This is a genomic window from Streptomyces sp. NPDC093111 (assembly GCF_040683955.1).
Taxonomy (GTDB): Bacteria; Actinomycetota; Actinomycetes; order Streptomycetales; family Streptomycetaceae; genus Streptomyces.
The window spans coordinates 96,163-116,412 of the sequence record NZ_JBFBNW010000024.1; the positions used below are offsets into that span (position 1 = coordinate 96,163).

Here is a 20,250-nt window from a genome sequence, read left to right on the forward strand (position 1 = left end):
CGACCGCCCCGCCGCCCGCGCCGGCCGCCGCCGTACTAGCTGCGGTACGGGTTGTAGCCGCCGTAGTCCAGGTACTGCGGCGGCGCCCAGACCCGGCCCGTGGCCCGTGCGGCGTAGGTGAGCGCGGGCGAGGCCACCTGCCTGCGCTGCCACAGGTGGTGCAGCAGCTCCTGCTCGCGGGCCGCGAAGTCCGGGGCCGCCTGGCCGCGTCCGGCCCGGTGGCGCAGGAAGGCCAGCGTGGTGGCGAAGGACTCGTACTCGCCGACCGCCTGCGCGGCCGCCTTCCCGTACGTACGGGCGGCGAAGCCGCGGGCCAGCGCGCGGGCCCGCATCGAGGAGAGCGCGAGCGGTTCGTCGTGCGCGAGCCACCCGGCCGTCGCGTAGGCCGGGAGCTCGCCGGATATCGTGCGCAGCTCCTTCTGCCGGCTCCATATCGCGAGCCAGGTCAGCAGGGCGAAGACCGGGACCATGAACATCCCGTACACGGCGAGGAACGCCAGCGGGTGGAAGGTCGCCGAACCGTTCCACAGGGCGTGCATGCCCATGCCGAGCAGCAGGCCGGTGAGCGGGAACAGCACCAGCCGGGTGCGGCGGAAGCGGGCGCCGGCCGCGAGGGCGGCGGCGAAGCCGAAGCCGAGGCCGGTGAGCGAGGTGAACAGCGGGTGGGCGAACGGCGACATGATGATCCGGACGAGGAAGGTCCCGAAGGTCATGGAGCCGAGCCCGGTGGAGCCGATCTCCTGGTCCTCGCCGAAGGCGTTGCCCAGGTAGAGGATGTTCTCGGTGAACGCGAAGCCGGTGGCCGTGAACCCGGCGTAGACGAGGCCGTCGACCGGGCCCGTGAAGTCCCGGCGGCGGAAGAGGAAGAGCAGCAGAACGGCCGCGCCCTTGGCGGTCTCCTCCACGACCGGGGCGACCGCGGTCGCGCCGAGGGTGTCGGCGGAGCCGGGGTCGGCGGTGGCGCTGCTGATCCACTCCACCGCGAAGGAGTTGGCCAGGATCGCGACCAGCGTGGAGGCGAACGCGCCCCAGGCGAGGGCGAACAGCAGGTTCTTCCAGGGGGCCGGTTCGACCCGGTCGAGCCAGCGGAACGCGGCCATCAGCAGCGGTACGGGCAGGACCGCGAGGCCGAGGCCGACGAGGAAGCCCTCGGTGCCGGTCTCCTCCCGGACCAGGGCCAGGATCGCCAGGGCGCACAGCGCGAGCAGGGTGATCAGCGTGACGGCCCGCAGCACCTTGCTGCGCCAGAAGGCGCGGCGCGGCTTGTACCGCCACTTGGCACGCTCCGGGACCGCCGCGAAGTCCGGCTGGTCGGTCTCCAGGGCGGGCACGGGTGCGGGCGCGGGGATGACCGCCGTGGCCGGGGCCGGGGCGGGGACGGGCTCGGTGGTGGATCCGACGATCGGGTTCGACGACACGGAACGACCCTAACGAGCGGCACCGACACCGGCGAGGGGGTTCCCGCAGCCTGTGGAAAACCCGCCCCTCGCCGCCTCGGGTGAGCTCAGCGCCTGCGGAACAGCAGGTCGTGGACGACGTGCCCCTTGTCGAGGCCCTGCCCCTCGAACCGGGTCAGCGGCCGGTACCCGGGCCGGGGCGCGTAGCCGCCGTCGGCCTGGGTGTTCTCGAAGTCGGGGTGCGCGCTGAGCACTTCCAGCATCTGCTCCGCGTACGGCTCCCAGTCCGTGGCGCAGTGCAGCACGCCGCCGGGCTTGAGGCGGGGCGCGAGCAGCGTGAGGAAGTCGGGCTGGATCAGACGCCGCTTGTGGTGCCGCTTCTTGGGCCAGGGGTCCGGGAAGTACACCCGGCAGCCGTCGAGGGACTCGGGCGTGAGCATCTCGCGCAGCAGGATGATCGCGTCGCCGTTGGCGACCCGGACGTTCTCCAGGCCGTTGCGGTCGGCGAGCCCGAGCAGGTTGCCCTGGCCGGGGGTGTGGACGTCGACCGCGAGGATGCCGGTGCCGGGGTCGGCGGCGGCCATCTGCGCGGTGGCCTCGCCCATGCCGAAGCCGATCTCCATGACGACCGGCAGCCCGCCGAACATCTCGGTCAGGTCGAGCCGGCGCAGGCCGTCGATGTCGAACCCCCAGTCGGGCCACCGCTTCAGCATGGCCTCGGCCTGGCCCGCGGTGACGCGGCTGCGGCGCGGCTGGAAGCTGCGGATCCGCCGCTCGTAGTGCGAGCCGGCCGGGTCGGGCAGGGGCCCCTCGCCCGGCGCGAACATCCGGCTGCCGAGCCGGGCGGCGCGCTGGTCGGCCCGGATGCGGTCGTCGGGGGTGGTGTGCGGGTGGTTCTCTGGCTGCTCAGACACAATGCGCCGATTCTACGGCGCGCCGGGGCGTGCGGCGGGGGAGCCCGGGGGCGGTGGCGATGGCGGTGGCGGGGCGGCTCGGACCGGGCCCGGAGCCCACCGCCCGCTACAGCAGGGCCAGTGCCCGGTTCGCGACCTCGCGGCCGATCGGCAGGGAGGCCGTCGCCGCCGGGGACGGGGCGTTGAGCACGTGGACGGTGCGCACGGACTCGCGGATCAGGAAGTCGTCCACCAGGGTGCCGTCCTTGAGGACCGCCTGGGCCCGGACGCCCGGCTCGGCCCGCCGCAGGTCGCGCTCCTCGACGATCGGGAGCATCCGCCGGACCGCCTCGGTGAAGGCGCGCTTGGACAGGGAGCGGTGCAGCTCGCCCGCCCCGTAGCGCCAGTGCGCCCGGGCGATGGCCCAGCTGCCCGGCCAGGCGAGGGTGCCGGCGAGCTCGCGGGGGCGGACCACCGACCAGCCGTAGCCCTCGCGGGCGAGGGCCGGGACCGCGTTCGGCCCGACGTGGACGCCGCCGTCGATGCCCCGGGTGAGGTGCACCCCGAGGAAGGGGAAGGCCGGATCGGGCACCGGGTAGACCAGGCCGCGCACCAGGGAGGGGTCGGTCAGCTCGTAGTACTCGCCGCGGAAGGGCACGATCCGCATCTCCGGGTCGTCGCCCGCGAGCCGCGCCACCCGGTCGCAGTGCAGTCCCGCGCAGTTGACCAGGACCCGCCCGCGCACGACGCGCCCGGCGGCCGTGCGCACGGCCACGCCCCAGGGGCGCCGGTCGACGGCCGTGACCGCCGACCCGTAGAGGATCCGCGCCCCGGACGCCTCGGCCAGCTTCGCCGCCACCGCCCCGTAGTCGACGATGCCGGTCGTGCCGACGTGGATCGCGGCCACGCCCCGCACCCGGGGCTCGTACTCGCTGATCTGCGCCGGGCCCAGCTCGCGGACCGGGATCCCGTTCTCCCTGCCGCGCTGGACGAGCGCGTGCAGCCGGGGCAGCTCCTCGCGGTCGGTGGCGACGATCAGCTTGCCGGTGACCTGGTGGGGGATGCCGTACTCGGTGCAGAACTTGACCATCTCGGCCGCGCCCTCGACCGCGAACCTGGCCTTGAGGGAGCCCGGCCGGTAGTAGATGCCGCTGTGGATCACGCCGCTGTTGCGCCCGGTCTGGTGGCGGGCCGGGCCGGGCTCCTTCTCCAGGACGGTGACCCGGGTGCCCGGCGCGGCGCGCGTGATCGCGTACGCCGTCGACAGACCGACGATCCCGCCGCCGATCACCAGCACGTCACAGTCGTAGTCATAGCGGACAGACACCAGCGCCACCTCCCACCCCTGATAGTGCACTGGCCCACTGACAATCCCGCTAAACCGTTCCTGTCTGGGACGCGCGTCACGCCGGTGCCACGAGGAGGGGGCGGGCCCGCTCCCGGAGCTCCATGACGCGGGGCTCGTCCCCGTACGGTTCGAGGAGGGTCAGCAGGTCCCGTACGTACTCGGTGGTGCGGGCGGAGGAGATGCGTCCGGCGACCTCCACCGCGCGGGTGCCGGCGGCGCAGGCCGCGTCCAGGTTGCCCGACTCCAGCTCGGCCACCGCCGACACCACGAGCCGCAGCCCGTGCGAGCGCACGAACTCCTCGGTGGGGCGGGACAGGGCCTGCTCGGTGAAGCGGCGCACCTGGCGGGGCAGCTTCAGGTCCCGGTAGCACTCGGCGGCGTCGGCGCAGAACCGGTCGTACGAGTAGAAGCCCAGCCACGTCGGGTCGGCGTCGCCCTCCCGGGAGCGCTCCAGCCAGCCCTCGGCGGCCTTCAGCGCGGCGGCGGCGGCCGCCCCGTCGTTCGCCTTGGCGTGCGCCCGGGCCTCGACGAGCCGGAAGAACGACATGGTGCGGGCGGTGGCGAGGCCCCGGTTGCGCTCCAGCGCCGCCTGGGCCAGGTCGACGCCCTCGTCGGCGAAGCCGCGGTAGGTCGCCTGGAGCGACATGGAGGCCAGGACGTATCCCCCGAGGGGGACGTCGGCCGCCGCGCGGGCGAGCCGCAGCGCCTGGATGTAGTAGCGCTGGGCGGCCTCCTGCTGGCCGGTGTCGAAGGCCATCCAGCCGGCCAGCCGGGTCAGCTCGGCGGTCGCGCCGAACAGGGCGCGCCCCACCTCGTCCGAGTAGGAGCCGAGGAGCAGGGGCGCCGCGTCCACCCTCAGGCATTCGGGCACCATGGAGGAACGCCAGTCGCCGCCGCCGTACTTGGAGTCCCAGCGGCGCGCGTCCTCGGCGGCCTCGCGGAGCTTGGCGACGTCGCTGTGGCCCACCCGGGTGTGGTCGCCGGGCTCGCCCTGCGCCCGCGGGCGCACCGCCTGGCGTTCCACCGACGGGTCGGCGGGCGTGATCAGCCAGCGTGAGGCGGGCGTGGCGTACGCGCTGACGGCGAAGGAGCCGGCGAGCGACTGCCAGATCCCGCCGCCGCCCCGGCGGCCGGCGAGATCCAGCCGGTACAGCTCGGTGGCCGAGCGGACCGCCTCGCCGACGTCGCGCGGGAAGGCGAGGCCGACCTCGGGCGCCGGGTCGGCGTCGGCGAGCCCGATCTCGTGCAGCGGCACGGGCCGGCCCAGCTTCTGGCCGATCGCGGCCGCGATCAGGTGCGGGGCGGCGCCCTGCGGCACCATGCCCTTGGACACCCACCGGGCCACCGACGTCTTGTCGTAACGAAGCGTCAGGCCCCGCTGCGCACCGAGATCGTTGACGCGCCGGGCGAGCCCGGCATTGCTGATTCCCGCGAGGGCGAGAACCGTGCCGAGCTTTTCGTTCGGCCCGCGTTGCTCCCTGGACATGACGCCACCCCTCGACACGACACCCAGACGGCCGCCACGACGCCGGGCATAGGCGTGCGGCATTCGTAAACACAGCGTAGTTCGCCGCATCCCTACCGTTAAGGGGCGGTGTTCCGTATGGCGAGATTGTTGTGTGATGGGCTGAGCGGTCCGGCCGTGGGTGCCGGCCGTGCTCCCGTCGTGTGGCCGTGCGCCCGCTCGTGCGCTCTCGCCGGTCCCCTGGGGGAGCGCTTCCATGAGTGCTGCGTGGGTCGGCCCACTTGGCCGAGGACCGTTGTCCGGGTCGGGTGGGCTGGGGGACACCGCTGCCCCATTCCCCGCGGGCGGCGGACGGCTCCGGGAGGCGACCGCCTCCCGGACTGCCGCGAGCTCCCGCCGCGCCGGGAGCCCTCCCCAGGGGGCGTTCCCGATCCGTTCTCGGGCCTCGGCCGAGTCGAGAATGGCCGAAACCAGACGGTCGTCCACCGGTCGTCGGGTGGCGTTCGGGCCGGGCACAACTGGCCCATGCCAGGGGCGCATTCGCCCCCTCGCGATGCCTCGTGCGCGCCGTCGGCATGGCAGCATGTCCTCCACTCGACCTTTGTGGAGGCGGCGATGCGGTGGCTGGTGGGCTGGAGCAGTGTCGCCGCGCGGTTCGGCGCCCCGCCCGGCTCCGCCGGGACCGTCGGCGACCCCGCCGAAGGGCGCACGGTCCACCCGGTGGGCGCGCAACTCCTGTGGGGCGACCCCGATCCGCTGTGGGCGGTCGGCGACTGGCGGCCCGACGAGGTGCGCCTGGTGAGCGTCGACGAACACACCCGCCTCGCCGTGCTCGGCTGCTGCGCGGCGAGCGACGCCGAACTGCGGCGCGGACTGCTCACCGCGCGTGGGGGCGCACTGCGGCACCTGACCGCGTGGGCGGGTGGTTACACCGCCGTCGTCAAGGTCGGCCGCCGCATCACCGTCACCGGTGACCTCGCGGGCGCCCGGCCGGTCTTCCACACCCCCTGGGCGGGCGGCACGGCGTACGGCACGGCGGCGCTGCCGCTCGCCGACCTCACCGAGGCCCAGCTCGACATCGGACACCTGGCGGCGCTGCTCGCCTGCCCCGAGACCCCCGAGGCGCTGCGCGACTCCACCCCGTACGAAGGGGTCCGCCGGGTGCCGCCCGGGCACGCGCTGATCCTGCGCGAGGGCTCGCGCGAGATCACCGGCTACGACCCGGTCGCCTCCCTCGCCGTGGCTGCGCCCGAGGCCGACCCCCGGCAGGCCGTGGAGGGCGTGCGGGACGCCCTGGTCGAGGCCGTGCGGGCCCGGCTCACCGCGCCCCGGCACGCCCCCGAGGCGCCGCTCCCCGACCCCGGGCCGGTGCCCGGGATGGGGCCCGCCGACCGGCGCGCGGCCCGCGGCGGCGGTCCCGCCCCCGGCATCGGCGCCGACCTGTCCGGCGGCAGCGCCTCCGGCACCCTCGCACTGCTCGCGGCCGGGCTCCCGGGCGTCCCCGGCACCGTCCTCGGGCACGGCACCGGCGCGGGCGAGCGCCTGCTCGCCGTCACCTTCAACGACCTGGCCGGCGCGGGCAGCCGGGAAGAGCTCGCCCGCGCGGGGGAGATCGCGGCCAACCCGCGACTGCACCACGTGGTCGTCGCGGCCGGCGAGGAGGCCCTGCCGTACGCGGAACTCGACGGGCCGCTCACCGACGAACCGGGCCCCTCCCTCGTGTCGGCCGACCGGCACCGCAGGCGGCTCGCGGGCGGCAGCGCCGACCACTTCACCGGCTTCGGCGCCCGCCAGGTCCTGGACGCCCACCCGGCGCGCCTCGCCGACCTGCTGATGGACCGCCGGCGCCGCTCCCTGGTGCGCCCGGTGACGGCGCTCGCCAAGGCGACCGGCCCCTCGGCGGGGGCCCTCCTCGTCCCGCTCCAGGTGTACCGGGCGGCGCGCCGGCTCGCCCGTACGCCCTACCGCACCGGCCTGGAGGCCGCCGCCACCCGCGTCCTGGAGGCCAACCAGGCGCCCAACGGGGCCTACGGCCCCCTGGAGGCGTCGCTCTCCGCCCTCGCCTGGTCCCGGCCGGGCCCCGCCGCGCGCTGGCTGACGGGTGAGGCACTGGCCGAAGTATCGGTTCGCCTGAACCGGGCGGCGACCCTGCCGGCCTCCGTCCAGCGCCCCGGCGAGGCCCGCGCCCGCGCCGCCCTCGCCCGTGCGGCGGCCGACCACCGCGTCCTCGAACAGGCCGCCGAGATCCGCAGCCAGCGCCTGCACGCCCCCTTCCTGGACAACCAGGTCGTACGGGCCTGCCGCGACCTGCCCGAATCGCTGCGGGTCCAGCCCGACGCCCGCGCCACGATCCTCCGCACCGTCCTCGCCGGCGCCGGCATCCGCGAGCTCCCGACCGGCTGGGGCGCGTCCCACTCGGCGGTCCCCGCCGCCACCACCCGCACCGGCCTGCGCGCCGCGCTCCCGCACCTGATCGCCCTCTTCGACGCCCCGCTCCTCGCCGACGCGGGCCTGATCGAGGCCCGCGTCGTCCGCCACGCCCTGCGCGCCGCCGCCGACGGCGAACAGATCCCCCTCGACGGCCTCGCCGACCTCGTCTCCACCGAACTCTGGCTCCGCCGCCTCCTGGCCCGCCGAGGCTCCTGCTGGACCGGCACCGCGGCCCCCCGCCACCGGGCGGTGCCGGGCCCCCTGATCCCCTCGGCGCGGTCCCTGCCGGCGTGAGAGGTGCCTGCCGGCGTGAGCGGCGCGGGCGGTGCGGGCGGCGCGGGGCGTACGGGCGGCGCGGGCGGTGCGGGGCGTGCGGGCGATGCAGGCGTGCGGGCGGTGTGAGCGGCGCGGGGTGTGCGAGCGGCGCGGGGCGTGCGGGAGGTGCGGGGCGTGCGGGAGGTGCAGGCGGCGCGGGCGGGACGCGCGCCGCCGCGATCACCTCGGGCCGCTCCTCGCACCGGCGCGTGCCGACCGCGCCCCCGCGCCCCTCTCCGGGGAAACCCCGAGGCGCCCCACACCCCCAGCCGCGACAATGTTCCGGTGCGGTATCTCATCCTCGGCACCACCGACGCCCTCGACGCCCACGGCGCCCCGCTCCCCCTCGGCGGGGCCCGGCTGCGGGCGCTGCTCGCCGCGCTCGCGTGGCGCGGGGGGCGGGTGGTGTCCGTCGGGGAGCTCGTCGACGACGTGTACGGGGACGAGCCGCCGCACGACGCGCCGGCCGCGCTCCAGGCCCTCGTCGGACGCCTGCGCCGGGTGCTCGGGAAGGACGCCGTCGCCTCCGGGCCCGGCGGGTACCGGCTGGTCGCCGGGGCCGAGGACATCGACCTGTACGTGTTCGAGCGGCACGTGCGGGACGCCACCGCCCGGCTCGACGCGGGGGACGCCGGCGCCGCCGCCGCGCTCCTGCGCACCGCCCTCGCCCTCTTCCGCGGCCCCGCCCTCGCCGACCTCCCCGCGCAGGCGGGCGTGCGCCCCGAGGCGCAGCGGCTCGCCGCGCTCCGGCAGCGCGTCGAGGCCGACCTGCGGCGCGGTGCCACCACGGGGCTCGTCCCGGAGCTGACCGAGCTCACCGCCACGTACCCCTACGACGAGACCTTCCACGCCCAGCGCATCCGCGCCCTGCGCGCCGAGGGCCGCCCGGCCGACGCGCTCGCCGCGTACGAGGAGGCCCGCCGCACCCTCGCGGACGGGCTCGGCACCGACCCGGGCCCGGAGCTCACCGCCCTGCACGCCGAACTCCTCACCGGGGAGGCGCCCCCACCGCCCCGGCCGGCCGCCGCCCCGGCCGCCGAGCCCGGCAACATCCGGCCCCGGCTCACCTCCTTCGTCGGCCGCGAGCCCGAACTCGCCGCGCTCCGCGCCGAGCTCGACCGCTCCCGGCTCGTCACCCTCACCGGACCCGGCGGCTCCGGGAAGACCCGTCTCGCCGAGGAGGCCGCCCTCCAGACCGTCGGCCCCGCCGCGTGGAGCGCCGAGCTCGCCCCGCTCGACGACCCCGGGGCCGTGCCGGGCGCCGTCCTCTCCGCCCTCCGCCTGCGCGAGACCAAGCTGATCGCCCGCGACGGCCAGCCCGTCCACGACGACCCCACCGCCCAGCTCGTCGAGCACCTGGCGCACCGCCCGCTCCTCCTCGTCCTCGACAACTGCGAGCACGTCATCGGCGCCGCCGCCGCCCTCGCCGAGACCCTCCTCACCCACTGCCCCCGGCTGCGCATCCTCGCCACCAGCCGCGAACCCCTCGGCGTCCCCGGCGAGTCGGTCCGCCCCGTCGAGCCGCTCCCGCCGCACCCCGCCCACCGGCTGTTCGCCGAACGCGCCCGCGCGGTGCGGCCCGGGTTCCGCGTGGCGGACGATCTCGCGGCCGTCGACGAGATCTGCCGCCGCCTCGACGGCCTCCCCCTCGCCATCGAGCTCGCCGCCGCCCGGCTGCGGCTGCTCACCCCGCGCCAGATAGCCGACCGACTCGACGACCGCTTCCTCCTCCTCACCTCCGGCTCCCGCACCGTGCTGCCCCGCCAGCAGACGCTGCGGGCCGTCGTCGACTGGTCCTGGGAGCTGCTCGACGCCCAGGAGCGCGCCCTGCTGCGCCAGGCCTCGGTCTTCGCCGGCGGCTGGGACCTGGCCGCCGCCGAGGCGCTGGACCCGGACGCCTCCGCCGACACCCTCTCCGTGCTCGGCGCCCTGGTGGAGAAGTCGCTGGTCGTCGCCACCCCCACGGACGACGGCGAGATGCGCTACCGCTTTCTGGAGACCATCCACGAGTACGCGGTGGAGCGCGCCGCCGAGACCCCGGAGCTCCTCGCCGCCGCCGAGGCCGCGCACACCGCCCACTTCACGGCCCTCGCCGAGACCGCCGAACCCCTGCTGCGGTCGGGGGAGCAGCTGCCCTGGATCACCCGGATCGAGCGCGACCTCGACAACATCCGGGCCGCCCTCCACCGCACCGCCGTGACGGCCCCCGACGAGGCCGCCGCCCACCGGCTGGTCTTCGCCATGGGCTGGTTCTGGTGGCTGCGCAACTACCGCCCCGAAGCCCTCGGCTGGGCCGAGCGGGCGCTCGCGCTGGGCGAGGACCCGGCGGAGCGGACGGACCCGCGCTTCTGGCCCCGGATGCGGCTGCGCCTGCTGCACTTCTTCCTCGGAGTGGAGAGCCAGGCCGTCGTCGACTTCCGGGAGGACCCGGAGGCCGCCGCGCTCGTCGCCCGCGTGCGGGCCGCGTTCGCCACCGACCCCGGGCCCGAGTCCGCCAGCTTCCCCGGGCTGCTGTGGCCGCTCACCGCGTACCTGACCGACCAACCCGTGGACGTCCGCGCCCTCCTCGACATCGGCGTCGCCAACGCGCGCCGTCACGGCGGGGAGTGGGAGATCGGCGTCAGCCTGATGTTCCGCGCCCACATGGCGGTCGACATGCCCGGCGGGATGGCCGGCGTCGACGCGGACCTCGCCGAGCTGCACGTCCTGTCCCGGAAGGTCGGCGACCGCTGGATGCGGGCCCAGGTGGCCGGCGCCGCCGGTGAGGCCAGCATCATGCGGGGCCGGCACGCGCAGGCCCGCGAGGCGTATCGGGAGGGGCTGGCCCTGGCCCGCGAGGTCGGCGCGCACGCCGAGACGCCGTTCCTCATAGCCCGGCTCGCGGAGCTCGACTTCCGCGAGGGCGACCAGGTGGCCGCCGCCCGGGGCCTCGACGAGGCGGAGGCCGAGGCCGAGCGCCTGCACACCGGCGACACCCGGACGTACGTCGGCCTCCTGCGCGCCTTCATCGCCCTGGACCAGGGGGACGTGCCGACCGCCCGCCGCCATGTGGAGAAGGCCGGGGCGCTGGCCGCGGGGGCCGGCCCGCCGCCGCACTTCCTGGCGGTCGTGGCCGGGCTCGCCGCCCGCATCGAGGCCCACGAGGGCGGCGGCCACGCCGCCGTCGGTTCCGCGGCGGCGGCGCTGCGCGGCGCCCGGGACGCGATGTGCTCCGAGTTCATCACCTCGGGCCTCGCCGAGGGCCTGGCCACCGCCCTGGCGCTGGCCGGCGAGAGCGCGGTGGCGGTACGGGTGCTGGGCGCCTGCGACGGGTGGCGTACGGAGACCCCGCGCGCCGTGGCCGAGCTGCGCGAGACCGAGGCCGTCATGGACCGGGCCCGCGCCGAGCTCGGCGACCGGGCCGCCGCGACCCTCCGCGCGTCGGGCCGGGGCCTCGGCATCGACGAGGTGCTGGCCCTGGTGGAGCCGTACGGGACGGGCACGGCCGAGTAGGTCCCGCCCCGAGGGGGGGGCTGGAGCCCGCCCCGGTCTCAGGAGCAGCTGATCTGCGACTGGGCCCAGTCCGCCACGGCCGCCCGGCCGAACGGCGTGTGCTCCTCGACCACCAGGCGGATCTGGCGACGGCCCGCGATGCCCACGTGCACCGGGACCGGCGCGTCACCGGGGCGGATCACCTCGGAGCGCCACAGGCGTTCGCCGTCCCCGTAGACGGCGAAGCGGACGCCGCCGACCTGCTTGAACGGCAGGGTGAGGTCGTCGATGCCGACGACCGCGTCATAGCTGGCGCACTGCCGGTTGAGGTCGATCAGCAGCGAGGACGGGGCGTGCACGCTGACGCCGTGCGCGTAGCGGGTGGCGTCCATGGAGAGGCCCGAGCGCTGCCACATCCAGCTGCTCTCGCTCAGGCTGACCTCCGGCTTGGTGCCGTCGCCGAAGATCCCGTACTCCAGCCGGCTGACCTGGTAGACGGCCGGGGGCACGGGCGGCGGGGGCGGCGACGGCTTCGCCGAGGCCGTCGGCGGGGTGGGCCGGGGCGTCGGCTTCGGCGTGGGAGTGGGCGTGGGGGTGGGCGTCGGCCGGGGGCTCGGCTTCGCCGTCTTCACCGGGGTCGGCTTCGGTGTGGGCTTGGGGGTGGGCTCGGGCGCGGGCGGCGCTGCCGGTCCGGGCGGGGGCGTCGGCTTCGGGGTCGGCCTGGGGGCGGGCGGCGCCGGTTCGACGGGGGCGATCACCGACGGCGTGGCCGTGGGCTGGGCCACCGGTTGCGGCTCGGACCCGGTCAGCGCCCAGACCAGACCGGCGGTCGCGGCGACGGCGGCGACCGCGGCGATGCCCGCCTTCGCGGGGATGCCGAGCCCCTCGGCGGCAGCGGCGGACGAGGCCCCGGCCGTACCGGTGGTGGCCCCCGCGCCGGCGCCGGTGGCCGCCGCCGCGGCCCCGGCCGCGCCCGCACCGGCCACGCCTCCGGCGACGACACCGGCGGCCTTGAGCGAGTACCCGGCGGCGAACCAGCCGATGACGGCGATCGGCAGCAGCGCGGGGATGCCCGCGTTCACGTGCGCCAGTTCACCGGCGGCCAGCCGGCACTTGGCGCACTCGTCGAGGTGCTTGCGCAGCCCCCGCTCGGCCCGCATCCGCAGCCCGCCGCGCGCGAACGCGCCGAGCCGGTCGGCGTAGCGGGCGCAGTCGCCGCCCGCGGTGAGCGACTGGCTGACGTGCGCCTGGAGATAGGCCTGCTTGAGTCCCTCGCGGGCCCGGCTGGCGAGCACGGCGGTCGCGTTGGCGGTCAGGCCGAAGAGTGGGGCGACCTCGCTGGGCGACTCCTCCTCGACCGTGGTGTGCCACAGCACCGCCTGCCAGCGTTCCGGCAGCGACCGGAACGCCTGCATGGCCATCGACTGTTCGGCCTCGTGCATGGCGAGGACGTCGGCGCCGAGATCCAGGCCCGCTCCGAAGGGGGCGACGGGGTCGGCGGCCTCGGAGCCGTGGGCGGCCTCGGTGGCGAACACCGCGAAGTCCTCGACGAGGTGCTCGCGCCGCTGCGTCTTCGTCCAGGTCGCAGCGACCCGTCGGACGGCGGTCAGCAGGTAGGCGCGCACGGCCTGTTCGGGCCCGGCCCCGCCGCGTACCGCCTGAAGGGTGCGGGCGAAGACCTCGGCGGTCAGGTCGTCGGCGGTGTGCGCGTCCCGGCAGCAGGTCCTGGCGTAGCGGCGCACGGCCTCGGAGTGGCGCCGGAACAGCTCCTCGTACGCGGTGTCGTCGCCGTCCCGCATGAGCTGGACGAGCTCGGAGTCGGAGGGCGGCAGGTCGTGCGGCGGCAGTACGGAGTCCTGCTCGTCGGCCGTGGACGGGGCACCCGTACCGGGGTGGACGCCGCCCTCGCGCTGCTGCGGCACGCTCGGTTCGGGGACCGGCCCGGCGGTGGAGCCGGCGCCCGCGCCCGAGGGGCCCGCACCGGCCGGGGCGCCGATCGATCTGCCCTGGCTGGGCACCTGAGCGGAGGACGGGCCTCCGGTCTCCGTGGTGCCACCGGCGCCCGGCGTCTCGTCCCGACTGTCACCGCTCATCGCGGAAGCCCCCGTTTGCACGCTCGGACCCGAACTCCGGTCAAGCCTGCCACAGAGCGCGGGCACGCCGAACCCCCGCGTCCACTTACCACTCGTCCGGGGCGACTTCCCGGCCCCGGGCGTAACCGCTCACCCGTTCGGGTGAGGGTCGGAGGTCACCCGGACCGCCGACCCGTCACCCCGGTGTTCGACGCGGAGCGTGCCCAGCGAGGGCGCGTGCCTACCGCGAACGCAGGCCCTCCAGAAGGATGTCGAGCAGCCGCGACGAGGCCGCCGCCTGCTGCGCCGCGTCCGGCAGCGCGGGCGCCGCGGTGGCTATGACCAACAGCACGTCGGACACCGTCACGTCCGGCCGCAGCTCGCCCGCCTCACGCGCCCGGCCCACCAGCCGGCCCACGACCTCCAGGAGCTCCGCGGCCCCCGCGTCGTCCAGCTCGGCCGGCACCGCGCGCGGCACGGCCACCCGCTGCTCGGCGAGGTCCCCGTACCCGTTCACCGCGGGAGCGCCGGGCGCCACGGAGACCCGCTGCGCCGGAACCCGCGCCGCGTCCTCCGGCGCACCCACAGGAAGCAGCACGTCGTCCACGCCCACCCGCAGCACCTGCGGCGGCAGCAGCCGGCCGGCGCCCGAGGCGACCGAGGTCCGCAGGAACCGGGAGAGCGCCGACCACGGCTCGTCCTCCTGGCCGAGAGCGGTCCGCGCCTGCTCGGTGAGCCGCGCGGTCTCCTCCTCGGCTATCCGCCTGACCAGCACGTCCTTGCTCGGGAAGCGCCGGTAGACCGTGCCGACCCCGACCCGGGCGCGGCGCGCCACGTCCTCCATCGGAGCCCCGTAGCCCAGCTCGCCGAAGACCTCGCGCGCGGCCCGCAGGACGTGCTCCAGATTGCGCTGCGCGTCCACCCGGAGCGGCGCCGACCGCCCGTTCGGCGCGCCCTGCGCCGTACGGAGCTGTCCATACGAATCCTGAATATGCATAAGCGTTCCCCCGCTCATGATGTCTCCCCCCGGAGACTCCCCGCCCTGACACGGAGCTGCGACCGCATCGCGCCCGTGGTCCACGCACGGCGATCCGACACTCCGACGAGGTACGAACATAGTTGAGTCCGGGTCAATTCAGAAGGGGCAGTTCCGTACGGTGCGCCCCCCGATCGGAGCAAGGACCGGAACCCTCCCGATTCCGACCCCACGGCCCACCGGCCTCCCCCACCCTGACCTGCGAAGTTCACCACCGGCCCGGCCCTTTCGCCACCCCACGCCTCCGCCCCGCTCCGGTCACACAATTTGCCGGGCCTGTGGACAAACCCCGAACGGCGTTGCGTCATGGGACAGTGACCGAACCTGTGCGCATTCTCGTTGTCGGCGGTGGCTACGTCGGGATGTACACCGCGCTGCGCCTCCAGCGGCAGCTCAAGGCCGAGCTCAGAAGCCGCACGGCCGAGATCGTCGTGGTCACGCCCGAGCCGTACATGACGTACCAGCCGTTCCTCCCCGAGGCCGCCGCGGGCTCCATCTCCCCGCGCCACGTCGTCGTCCCGCTCCGCCGGGTCCTCGACCGCTGCCGGATCATCATCGGCGAGGTCCACACCGTCGACCACGCCAAGCGCACGGTCACCCTCTCCACCCTCGCCACCGACGAGGAAGGCACCGGGAACGTCCACCTCGGCTACGACGAACTCGTCATCGCCCCCGGCTCCGTCTCCCGCACCCTGCCGATCCCCGGCCTCGCCGACCACGCCATCGGCTTCAAGACCGTGGAGGAGGCCATCGGCCTGCGCAACCACGTCATCGAGCAGATGGACATCGCCTCCTCCACCCGCGACCCCGCGATCCGCGACGCCGCCCTCACCTTCGTCTTCGTCGGCGGCGGCTACGCGGGCGTCGAGGCCCTCGCCGAGCTGGAGGACATGGCCCGCTACACCGCGCGGTACTACCACAACATCAAGCCCGAGGACCTGCGCTGGGTGCTCGTCGAGGCATCCGAACGGATCCTCCCCGAGGTCGGCGAGGAGATGGGCCGCTACGCCGTCCGCGAGCTCCGCGCCCGCAACATCGACGTCCGCCTCGGCACCCGCCTCGACTCCTGCGTGGACCGCGTCGCCGTCCTCAGCGACGGCACCCGCCTGCCCACCCGTACGGTCGTGTGGACCGCCGGCGTCAAACCCGCACCGCTCGTCGCCGCCACCGACCTGCCCCGCAACGAACGCGGACGGCTCCGCTGCACCGCCCGGCTCACCGTCGAGGGCGTCGAACACGCCTGGGCCGCCGGGGACGCCGCCGCCGTCCCCGACGTCACCGCCGCAGAACCCGGACGCGAATGCGCCCCCAACGCCCAGCACGCCGTCCGCCAGACGAAGGTGCTCGCCGAGAACATCGCCGCCTCCCTGCGCGGCACACCGCTCAAGGAATACGCACACAAGTACGCCGGCTCCGTAGCCTCGCTCGGCCTCCACAAAGGAGTCGCCCACGTCTACGGGCGCAAGCTCAAGGGCTACCCGGCCTGGTTCATGCACCGCGCCTACCACCTCAGCCGGGTCCCCACGTTCAACCGCAAGGCCCGCGTCCTGGCCGAATGGACCCTCTCCGGCCTCTTCAAACGCGAGATCGTCTCCCTCGGCTCGCTGGAACACCCGCGCGCCGAATTCGAACTCGCCGCCGCACCCCCGCCCGCGCCCAAGCCGTCCGGCGAGGACGAGCCCTCGGGCTGACATCACTGTCAGTGCACTCGTCCACACTGGACGTGTGACCATAGGTGGGCTCACACCTGCACAGAGTGACTCTGCACGGCAACGACACCACGAGGCATACAGATCCGTGAACTTCACCCGTTGGAGCGCCCGGCTCCCCGGTACGCAGCGCCGCGCGGCGCGGGGGACCGAAGGCTCCGTGCCCGCGGCCCGCGGTGAGTACGGGCAGCAGATGGAGCATCCCGCCGCAGAGGCGACGGACGCCGCAGACGCCGCCGAGCCCGCCGAAACCGCCCAGGTCCCAGCCCTGGAGGACTTCACCGTCCGCGAGATCGTCGGCCGCCTCCCCGGCCTCGTCGCGCTCGTGTACGGCCCGGAGCACCGCATCGCGTACGTCAACGACGCGTACGCCGCCGCCTTCGGCCCCCGCCGTGCCGGCGCCACCGTCGCCGACACCTGCCCCGAGGCGGAGGAGCTCGGCCTGCTCCCCCTCATGGACCAGGTCCTGCGCAGCGGCAAGCCCCGCACCGTCAAGTCCCGCCGCACCCACGACGGCGGCTCCTACACCGTCACCTGCCTGCCCGTCGAGAGCCCGCGGCTCCCCGACGGCGGCGTCCTCGTCCACGCCGCCGACGTCACCGACCACGCCGAGGCCGCCGAACGGCTCCGCGCCAGCGAGCGCCGCCACCGCGAGACCGCCGTCACCCTCCAGCGCTCCCTGCTCCCCCAGGAGCTGGAACAACCCGACGACCTGCGCATCGCCGCCACCTACCAGCCCGGCGTAGCCGACGCCGCCGTCGGCGGCGACTGGTACGACGTCATCACCCTCGGCGCCGGCCGCACCGCCCTCGTCATCGGCGACGTCATGGGCCGCGGCGTCCGCGCCGCCGCCGTCATGGGCCAGCTCCGCACCGCCGTCCGCGCCTACGCCCGCCTCGACCTGCCCCCGCACGAGGTGCTCCAGCTGCTCGACGGCCTCGCCGCCGAGATCGACGCCAGCCAGATCGCCACCTGCGTCTACGCCGTCCACGACCCCAACGAGGGCCGGCTCGTCTACGCCTCCGCGGGCCACCTCCCGATCCTCGTCCGCGACGAGGACGGCACCGTCCGCAGCGCCGAGGACCCCACCGGACCCCCGCTCGGCACCGGCGGCTGGCTCCACACCTCCGGCACCATCGCCCTGCCGCCCGGCTCCACCGCCGTCCTCTACACTGACGGCCTGGTCGAACGGCGCCGCGAGGACATCGACGAGGGCGTCGCCGCCCTGGAGCGCGCCCTCTCCGGCGCCACCGGCACCCCGCAGGTCGTCTGCGACCGCCTGCTCCGCGCCCTCGGCGTCACCGCCGAGCACGACGACGACGTCGCCGTCCTCGTCGTCCAGCACCCCGCCCGCCGCGGCGCCGACGCCGAGCTCTTCCACAACGCGGCCCTGGAGCTGCTCGGCGGCGTGGAGGCCGCGCCCCGCGCGCGTGCCTTCGCCTCCGGGGTGCTCGCCAGCTGGCGCTTCCCGGTGGAGCTGTGCGACCTCGGCGTCCTCGCCACCAGCGAGCTGGTGGCGAACTCCCTCCAGCACGGCACCCCGCCCATGCGCCTGCGGCTCCGCCGCACCGACCGGCGCCTGATCATCGAGGTCACCGACGGCGACGACCACCTCCCGCGCCGCCGCAGGGCGGAAACGGAGGACGAGGCGGGTCGCGGGATTTCCATCATCGCGACGATCGCCTCGTCCTGGGGGAGCCGCCGCACTCCGGGCGGCGGTAAAGCGGTGTGGTGCGAGTTCGCCCTGCCGAACCCGCCCTCCTAGAAGAGGGTCAGGCGGACGTGGTCTCCTTCGCGGGCTGGTGGCGCGCCACCACCCGCGAGGGCTTCGCCGCCAGCGACGGCTGGTTCTGCACCGGCGTGAGCTGCTTGCCGAGCCGGACCGCCAGGAACGTGATCCCGAGCGAGAACAGCACGAAGGTCACGATGTACGGCCCGTGCAGCGCGGCCCCCATGGGCCCGCCCACGGCCGGACCGACCGCCAGCGCGAGCTGCTTCACCAGGGCGAAGGCCGAGTTGTACGTACCGACCATCGACTCCGGCGCCAGATCGGCCACCAGCGGCGCCACGGTCGGCGACAGCATCGCCTCACCGAGCCCGAACAGGGCGTACGTGGAGATGAACGCCGCCGTCGCCATCGCCTGGCTGCCGTGGCCCAGGCCCGCGTACCCGGCGAACAGCCACGCCACGGTCCAGATCAGACCGACCGCCGCGATGACCCGGGTCCGCTTGCGGCGCTCGACGAACTTCAGCACCAGGAACTGGGCGGCCACGATGACGGCCGTGTTTGCGGCCAGCGCGATGCCCAGCGTCGACGGCGCGATGCCGGCGGCCTCGGTGCCGTACGCCGCGAGGCCCGACTCGAACTGTCCGTAGCAGGCGAAGAAGAGCACGAAGCCCAGCACGCACAGCTGCACCATCGCCTTGTGCTGGAGCAGCGCCCGGATCCCGCCGCCCTTCTCCGCGGCCGGTCGCGCACCGGGGAGCGTGGCCGAACCCGGCATCCGCACGGTCAGCACGATCGCGCCGAGGACCAGGAACATCACCGACTCGATGGAGAACAGCAGCAGGAAGCTGCCGGGCCGGCTCGTGTCGACCAGCTGGCCGCCGATCAGACCACCGACGCCCAGACCCAGGTTCTGCAGGAAGAACTGCATGGCGAAGGAGCGCGTACGGGTCTCCGGCGTCGAGCACCAGACGATCATCGTCGCGAGCGCCGGCTGCATCACGGCCGTACCGGCACCCAGCAGCGCGGCGGCCCCCACGGCCGCCGGCACGGACGAGGCGAGACCCATCCCGAGCGCACCGACCGCGGCGAGCACCGAGGCCACGAGCAGCACCGGCACGGGCCCGCGCCGGTCGATGGCGCGCCCGCTGAAGGGGAGGACCACGAGGGCGGCCATGGCGAAGACGGCCAGCACGACACCCGCCGTGGCCGCGCCCAGATCCCGCACCTGAGCGACGTACACATAGAGGTACGGCACGGTGAAGCCGAGTCCGAACGCGCTCAGCGCGCTACCTGCCTGAATCCGGCGCATCGCCGCGCCCATCGCCTTGGTCACACTCACCCACTTCAGTCGCGGGTTCAGGTCTGTAGCTCTGAACCCTGAAGACTTCAACACTAAAATTAGATCCTTAACAATACACATAGAAGGACTTCAACGCCAACGAGCCGCGTGGGATACTCCCCGCATGTCCGACACCCCCGAGCAGTCCGGCCCGCGGCCACCGCAGGAGCCGACCCTCGACGAGCAGATCGCCGCCTACCAGCGCGAGTTCCGCGACCTCGACCCCCAGGTCGAGGTGGTGGTCTCCGCCCTGGGCCGGCTGAACCGGCGCATGAACGTGGCGTACGGCCGCCAGGTCGCCGACCTCGGCATCAGCAACGCGGAGTGGGAGGTCCTCAAGACCCTCGTCCTCTCCGGCGCCCCGTACCGCCTCGGCCCCGGCGAGCTCGCCAAGCGCCTCGGCCTCACTCCGGCCGCGATGACCCACCGCATCGACCGTATGGCGGGCGAGGGCCTGGTCACCCGCGACCGCGACGAGACGAACCGGGTGCGCGTGATCGTCGAGCTGACCGACGAGGGCCGCCAGAAGTGGCTGGAGGCGATGCGCATGGCGACGGACTTCGAGGAGGAGCTCCTCCAGGACCTGTCGGCCGAGGAGCGCGGCGCCCTGGGCGAGATGCTGATCCGCCTGCTCCGCCGCGTGGAGCTGACCCAGCCGGACGCCGGCGGGCGGCTGACGGACCTCGACTGAGGGTTGACGTGTCTCCAGGAGACGCGTAGTGTTCTCCGAGTTGTCACGGAGCCGGACGGTTCCGGGGCAGCCATCCCGCCGCGAAAGCGGCAACCTCAACTCCGTACGATCTCCCATCCGGGACGAATTTCGGCATGCCGAAATTCATTTCGAAAGACTCGATTATGAGTCGCCGGGAAAATCCGCTAGAGTTTGAGACGTCGGAACGGCCCAACAGCCGGAAAGACAAAATCCCGCCGACTGGGAATCAGGCCCGAAAGGATCTGATAGAGTCGGAAACGCAAGAACGAAGGAAGCGCCCGGAGGAAAGCCCGAGAGGGTAAGTACAAAGGAAGCGTCCGCACCTTGAGAACTC

The 20,250-nt window shown here is 74.8% G+C and carries 12 protein-coding genes; 5 read left to right on the plus strand and 7 right to left on the minus strand.

The window, feature by feature from the left end; genetic code table 11:
• Nucleotides 1–35: 35 nt before the first annotated feature.
• From AB0Q96_RS33255 to AB0Q96_RS33270, 4 genes are all read right to left on the minus strand, one after another.
• Nucleotides 36–1,331 (minus strand): PrsW family intramembrane metalloprotease, encoded by a 1,296-nt coding sequence (locus tag AB0Q96_RS33255; RefSeq protein WP_365332067.1) that lies wholly within the window; start codon nt 1,329–1,331, stop codon nt 36–38.
• A 173-nt stretch (nt 1,332–1,504) separates the two neighbouring features.
• Complete coding sequence (gene trmB / locus AB0Q96_RS33260; RefSeq protein ID WP_365332069.1) at nt 1,505–2,224, minus strand: tRNA (guanosine(46)-N7)-methyltransferase TrmB; 720 nt, start codon at nt 2,222–2,224, stop codon at nt 1,505–1,507.
• Between the two features lie 193 nt (nt 2,225–2,417).
• Nucleotides 2,418–3,620: an L-2-hydroxyglutarate oxidase gene (gene lhgO, locus AB0Q96_RS33265; RefSeq protein ID WP_365332071.1), complete on the minus strand. Its 1,203-nt coding sequence runs from the start codon at nt 3,618–3,620 to the stop codon at nt 2,418–2,420.
• A 73-nt stretch (nt 3,621–3,693) separates the two neighbouring features.
• Nucleotides 3,694–5,124 carry an MFS transporter gene (locus AB0Q96_RS33270; protein WP_365332047.1) on the minus strand — a complete coding sequence of 477 codons (1,431 nt, stop codon included), beginning with the start codon at nt 5,122–5,124 and terminating at the stop codon, nt 3,694–3,696.
• A 594-nt stretch (nt 5,125–5,718) separates the two neighbouring features.
• Between AB0Q96_RS33270 and AB0Q96_RS33275 the strand changes: the two genes are divergently transcribed.
• Both AB0Q96_RS33275 and AB0Q96_RS33280 read left to right on the plus strand, forming a co-directional pair.
• A complete protein-coding gene (locus AB0Q96_RS33275) occupies nt 5,719–7,827 on the plus strand; it encodes an asparagine synthase-related protein (RefSeq protein WP_365332049.1) in 2,109 nt (702 codons plus the stop codon).
• A 306-nt stretch (nt 7,828–8,133) separates the two neighbouring features.
• Nucleotides 8,134–11,340, plus strand: a complete 3,207-nt coding sequence (locus tag AB0Q96_RS33280; protein WP_365332051.1) for a BTAD domain-containing putative transcriptional regulator — start codon at nt 8,134–8,136, stop codon at nt 11,338–11,340.
• Nucleotides 11,341–11,378: 38 nt separating this feature from the next.
• Here the strand turns inward: AB0Q96_RS33280 and AB0Q96_RS33285 are convergent, their stop codons facing one another.
• Together AB0Q96_RS33285 and AB0Q96_RS33290 are read right to left on the minus strand one after the other, a co-directional pair.
• A complete protein-coding gene (locus tag AB0Q96_RS33285; RefSeq protein WP_365332053.1) occupies nt 11,379–13,412 on the minus strand; it encodes a sigma-70 family RNA polymerase sigma factor in 2,034 nt (677 codons plus the stop codon).
• 220 nt (nt 13,413–13,632) lie between these two features.
• On the minus strand, nt 13,633–14,388 hold the full coding sequence (locus tag AB0Q96_RS33290; protein ID WP_365332055.1) for a helix-turn-helix domain-containing protein: 756 nt from the start codon (nt 14,386–14,388) through the stop codon (nt 13,633–13,635).
• Between the two features lie 353 nt (nt 14,389–14,741).
• On the opposite strand from AB0Q96_RS33290, the gene AB0Q96_RS33295 reads away from it, so the two are divergent.
• On the plus strand, nt 14,742–16,118 hold the full coding sequence (locus tag AB0Q96_RS33295) for an NAD(P)/FAD-dependent oxidoreductase (protein WP_365332057.1): 1,377 nt from the start codon (nt 14,742–14,744) through the stop codon (nt 16,116–16,118).
• A gap of 106 nt (nt 16,119–16,224) precedes the next feature.
• Entirely contained in the window at nt 16,225–17,901 is a 1,677-nt protein-coding gene (locus tag AB0Q96_RS33300) for a SpoIIE family protein phosphatase (RefSeq protein WP_365332059.1), read from the plus strand.
• Between the two features lie 7 nt (nt 17,902–17,908).
• Here the strand turns inward: AB0Q96_RS33300 and AB0Q96_RS33305 are convergent, their stop codons facing one another.
• Nucleotides 17,909–19,186, minus strand: a complete 1,278-nt coding sequence (locus AB0Q96_RS33305) for an MFS transporter (protein WP_365332073.1) — start codon at nt 19,184–19,186, stop codon at nt 17,909–17,911.
• Between the two features lie 142 nt (nt 19,187–19,328).
• On the opposite strand from AB0Q96_RS33305, the gene AB0Q96_RS33310 reads away from it, so the two are divergent.
• The gene (locus tag AB0Q96_RS33310; protein ID WP_329422541.1) at nt 19,329–19,895 is read left to right on the plus strand and encodes a MarR family transcriptional regulator; all 567 of its coding nucleotides are present in this window, start codon (nt 19,329–19,331) and stop codon (nt 19,893–19,895) included.
• The last annotated feature ends 355 nt before the right edge of the window (nt 19,896–20,250 follow it).

Bases quoted from the DNA above. Each gene is read 5' to 3' on its own strand.
- trmB (WP_365332069.1), bottom strand. From the start codon at position 2,224: ATGTTCGCGCCGGGCGAGGGGCCCCTGCCCGACCCGGCCGGCTCGCAC.
- AB0Q96_RS33270 (WP_365332047.1), bottom strand. From the start codon at position 5,124: ATGTCCAGGGAGCAACGCGGGCCGAACGAAAAGCTCGGCACGGTTCTC.
- AB0Q96_RS33275 (WP_365332049.1), top strand. From the start codon at position 5,719: ATGCGGTGGCTGGTGGGCTGGAGCAGTGTCGCCGCGCGGTTCGGCGCC.
- AB0Q96_RS33285 (WP_365332053.1), bottom strand. From the start codon at position 13,412: ATGAGCGGTGACAGTCGGGACGAGACGCCGGGCGCCGGTGGCACCACG.
- AB0Q96_RS33290 (WP_365332055.1), bottom strand. From the start codon at position 14,388: ATGCATATTCAGGATTCGTATGGACAGCTCCGTACGGCGCAGGGCGCG.
- AB0Q96_RS33305 (WP_365332073.1), bottom strand. From the start codon at position 19,186: ATGGGCGCGGCGATGCGCCGGATTCAGGCAGGTAGCGCGCTGAGCGCG.
- AB0Q96_RS33310 (WP_329422541.1), top strand. From the start codon at position 19,329: ATGTCCGACACCCCCGAGCAGTCCGGCCCGCGGCCACCGCAGGAGCCG.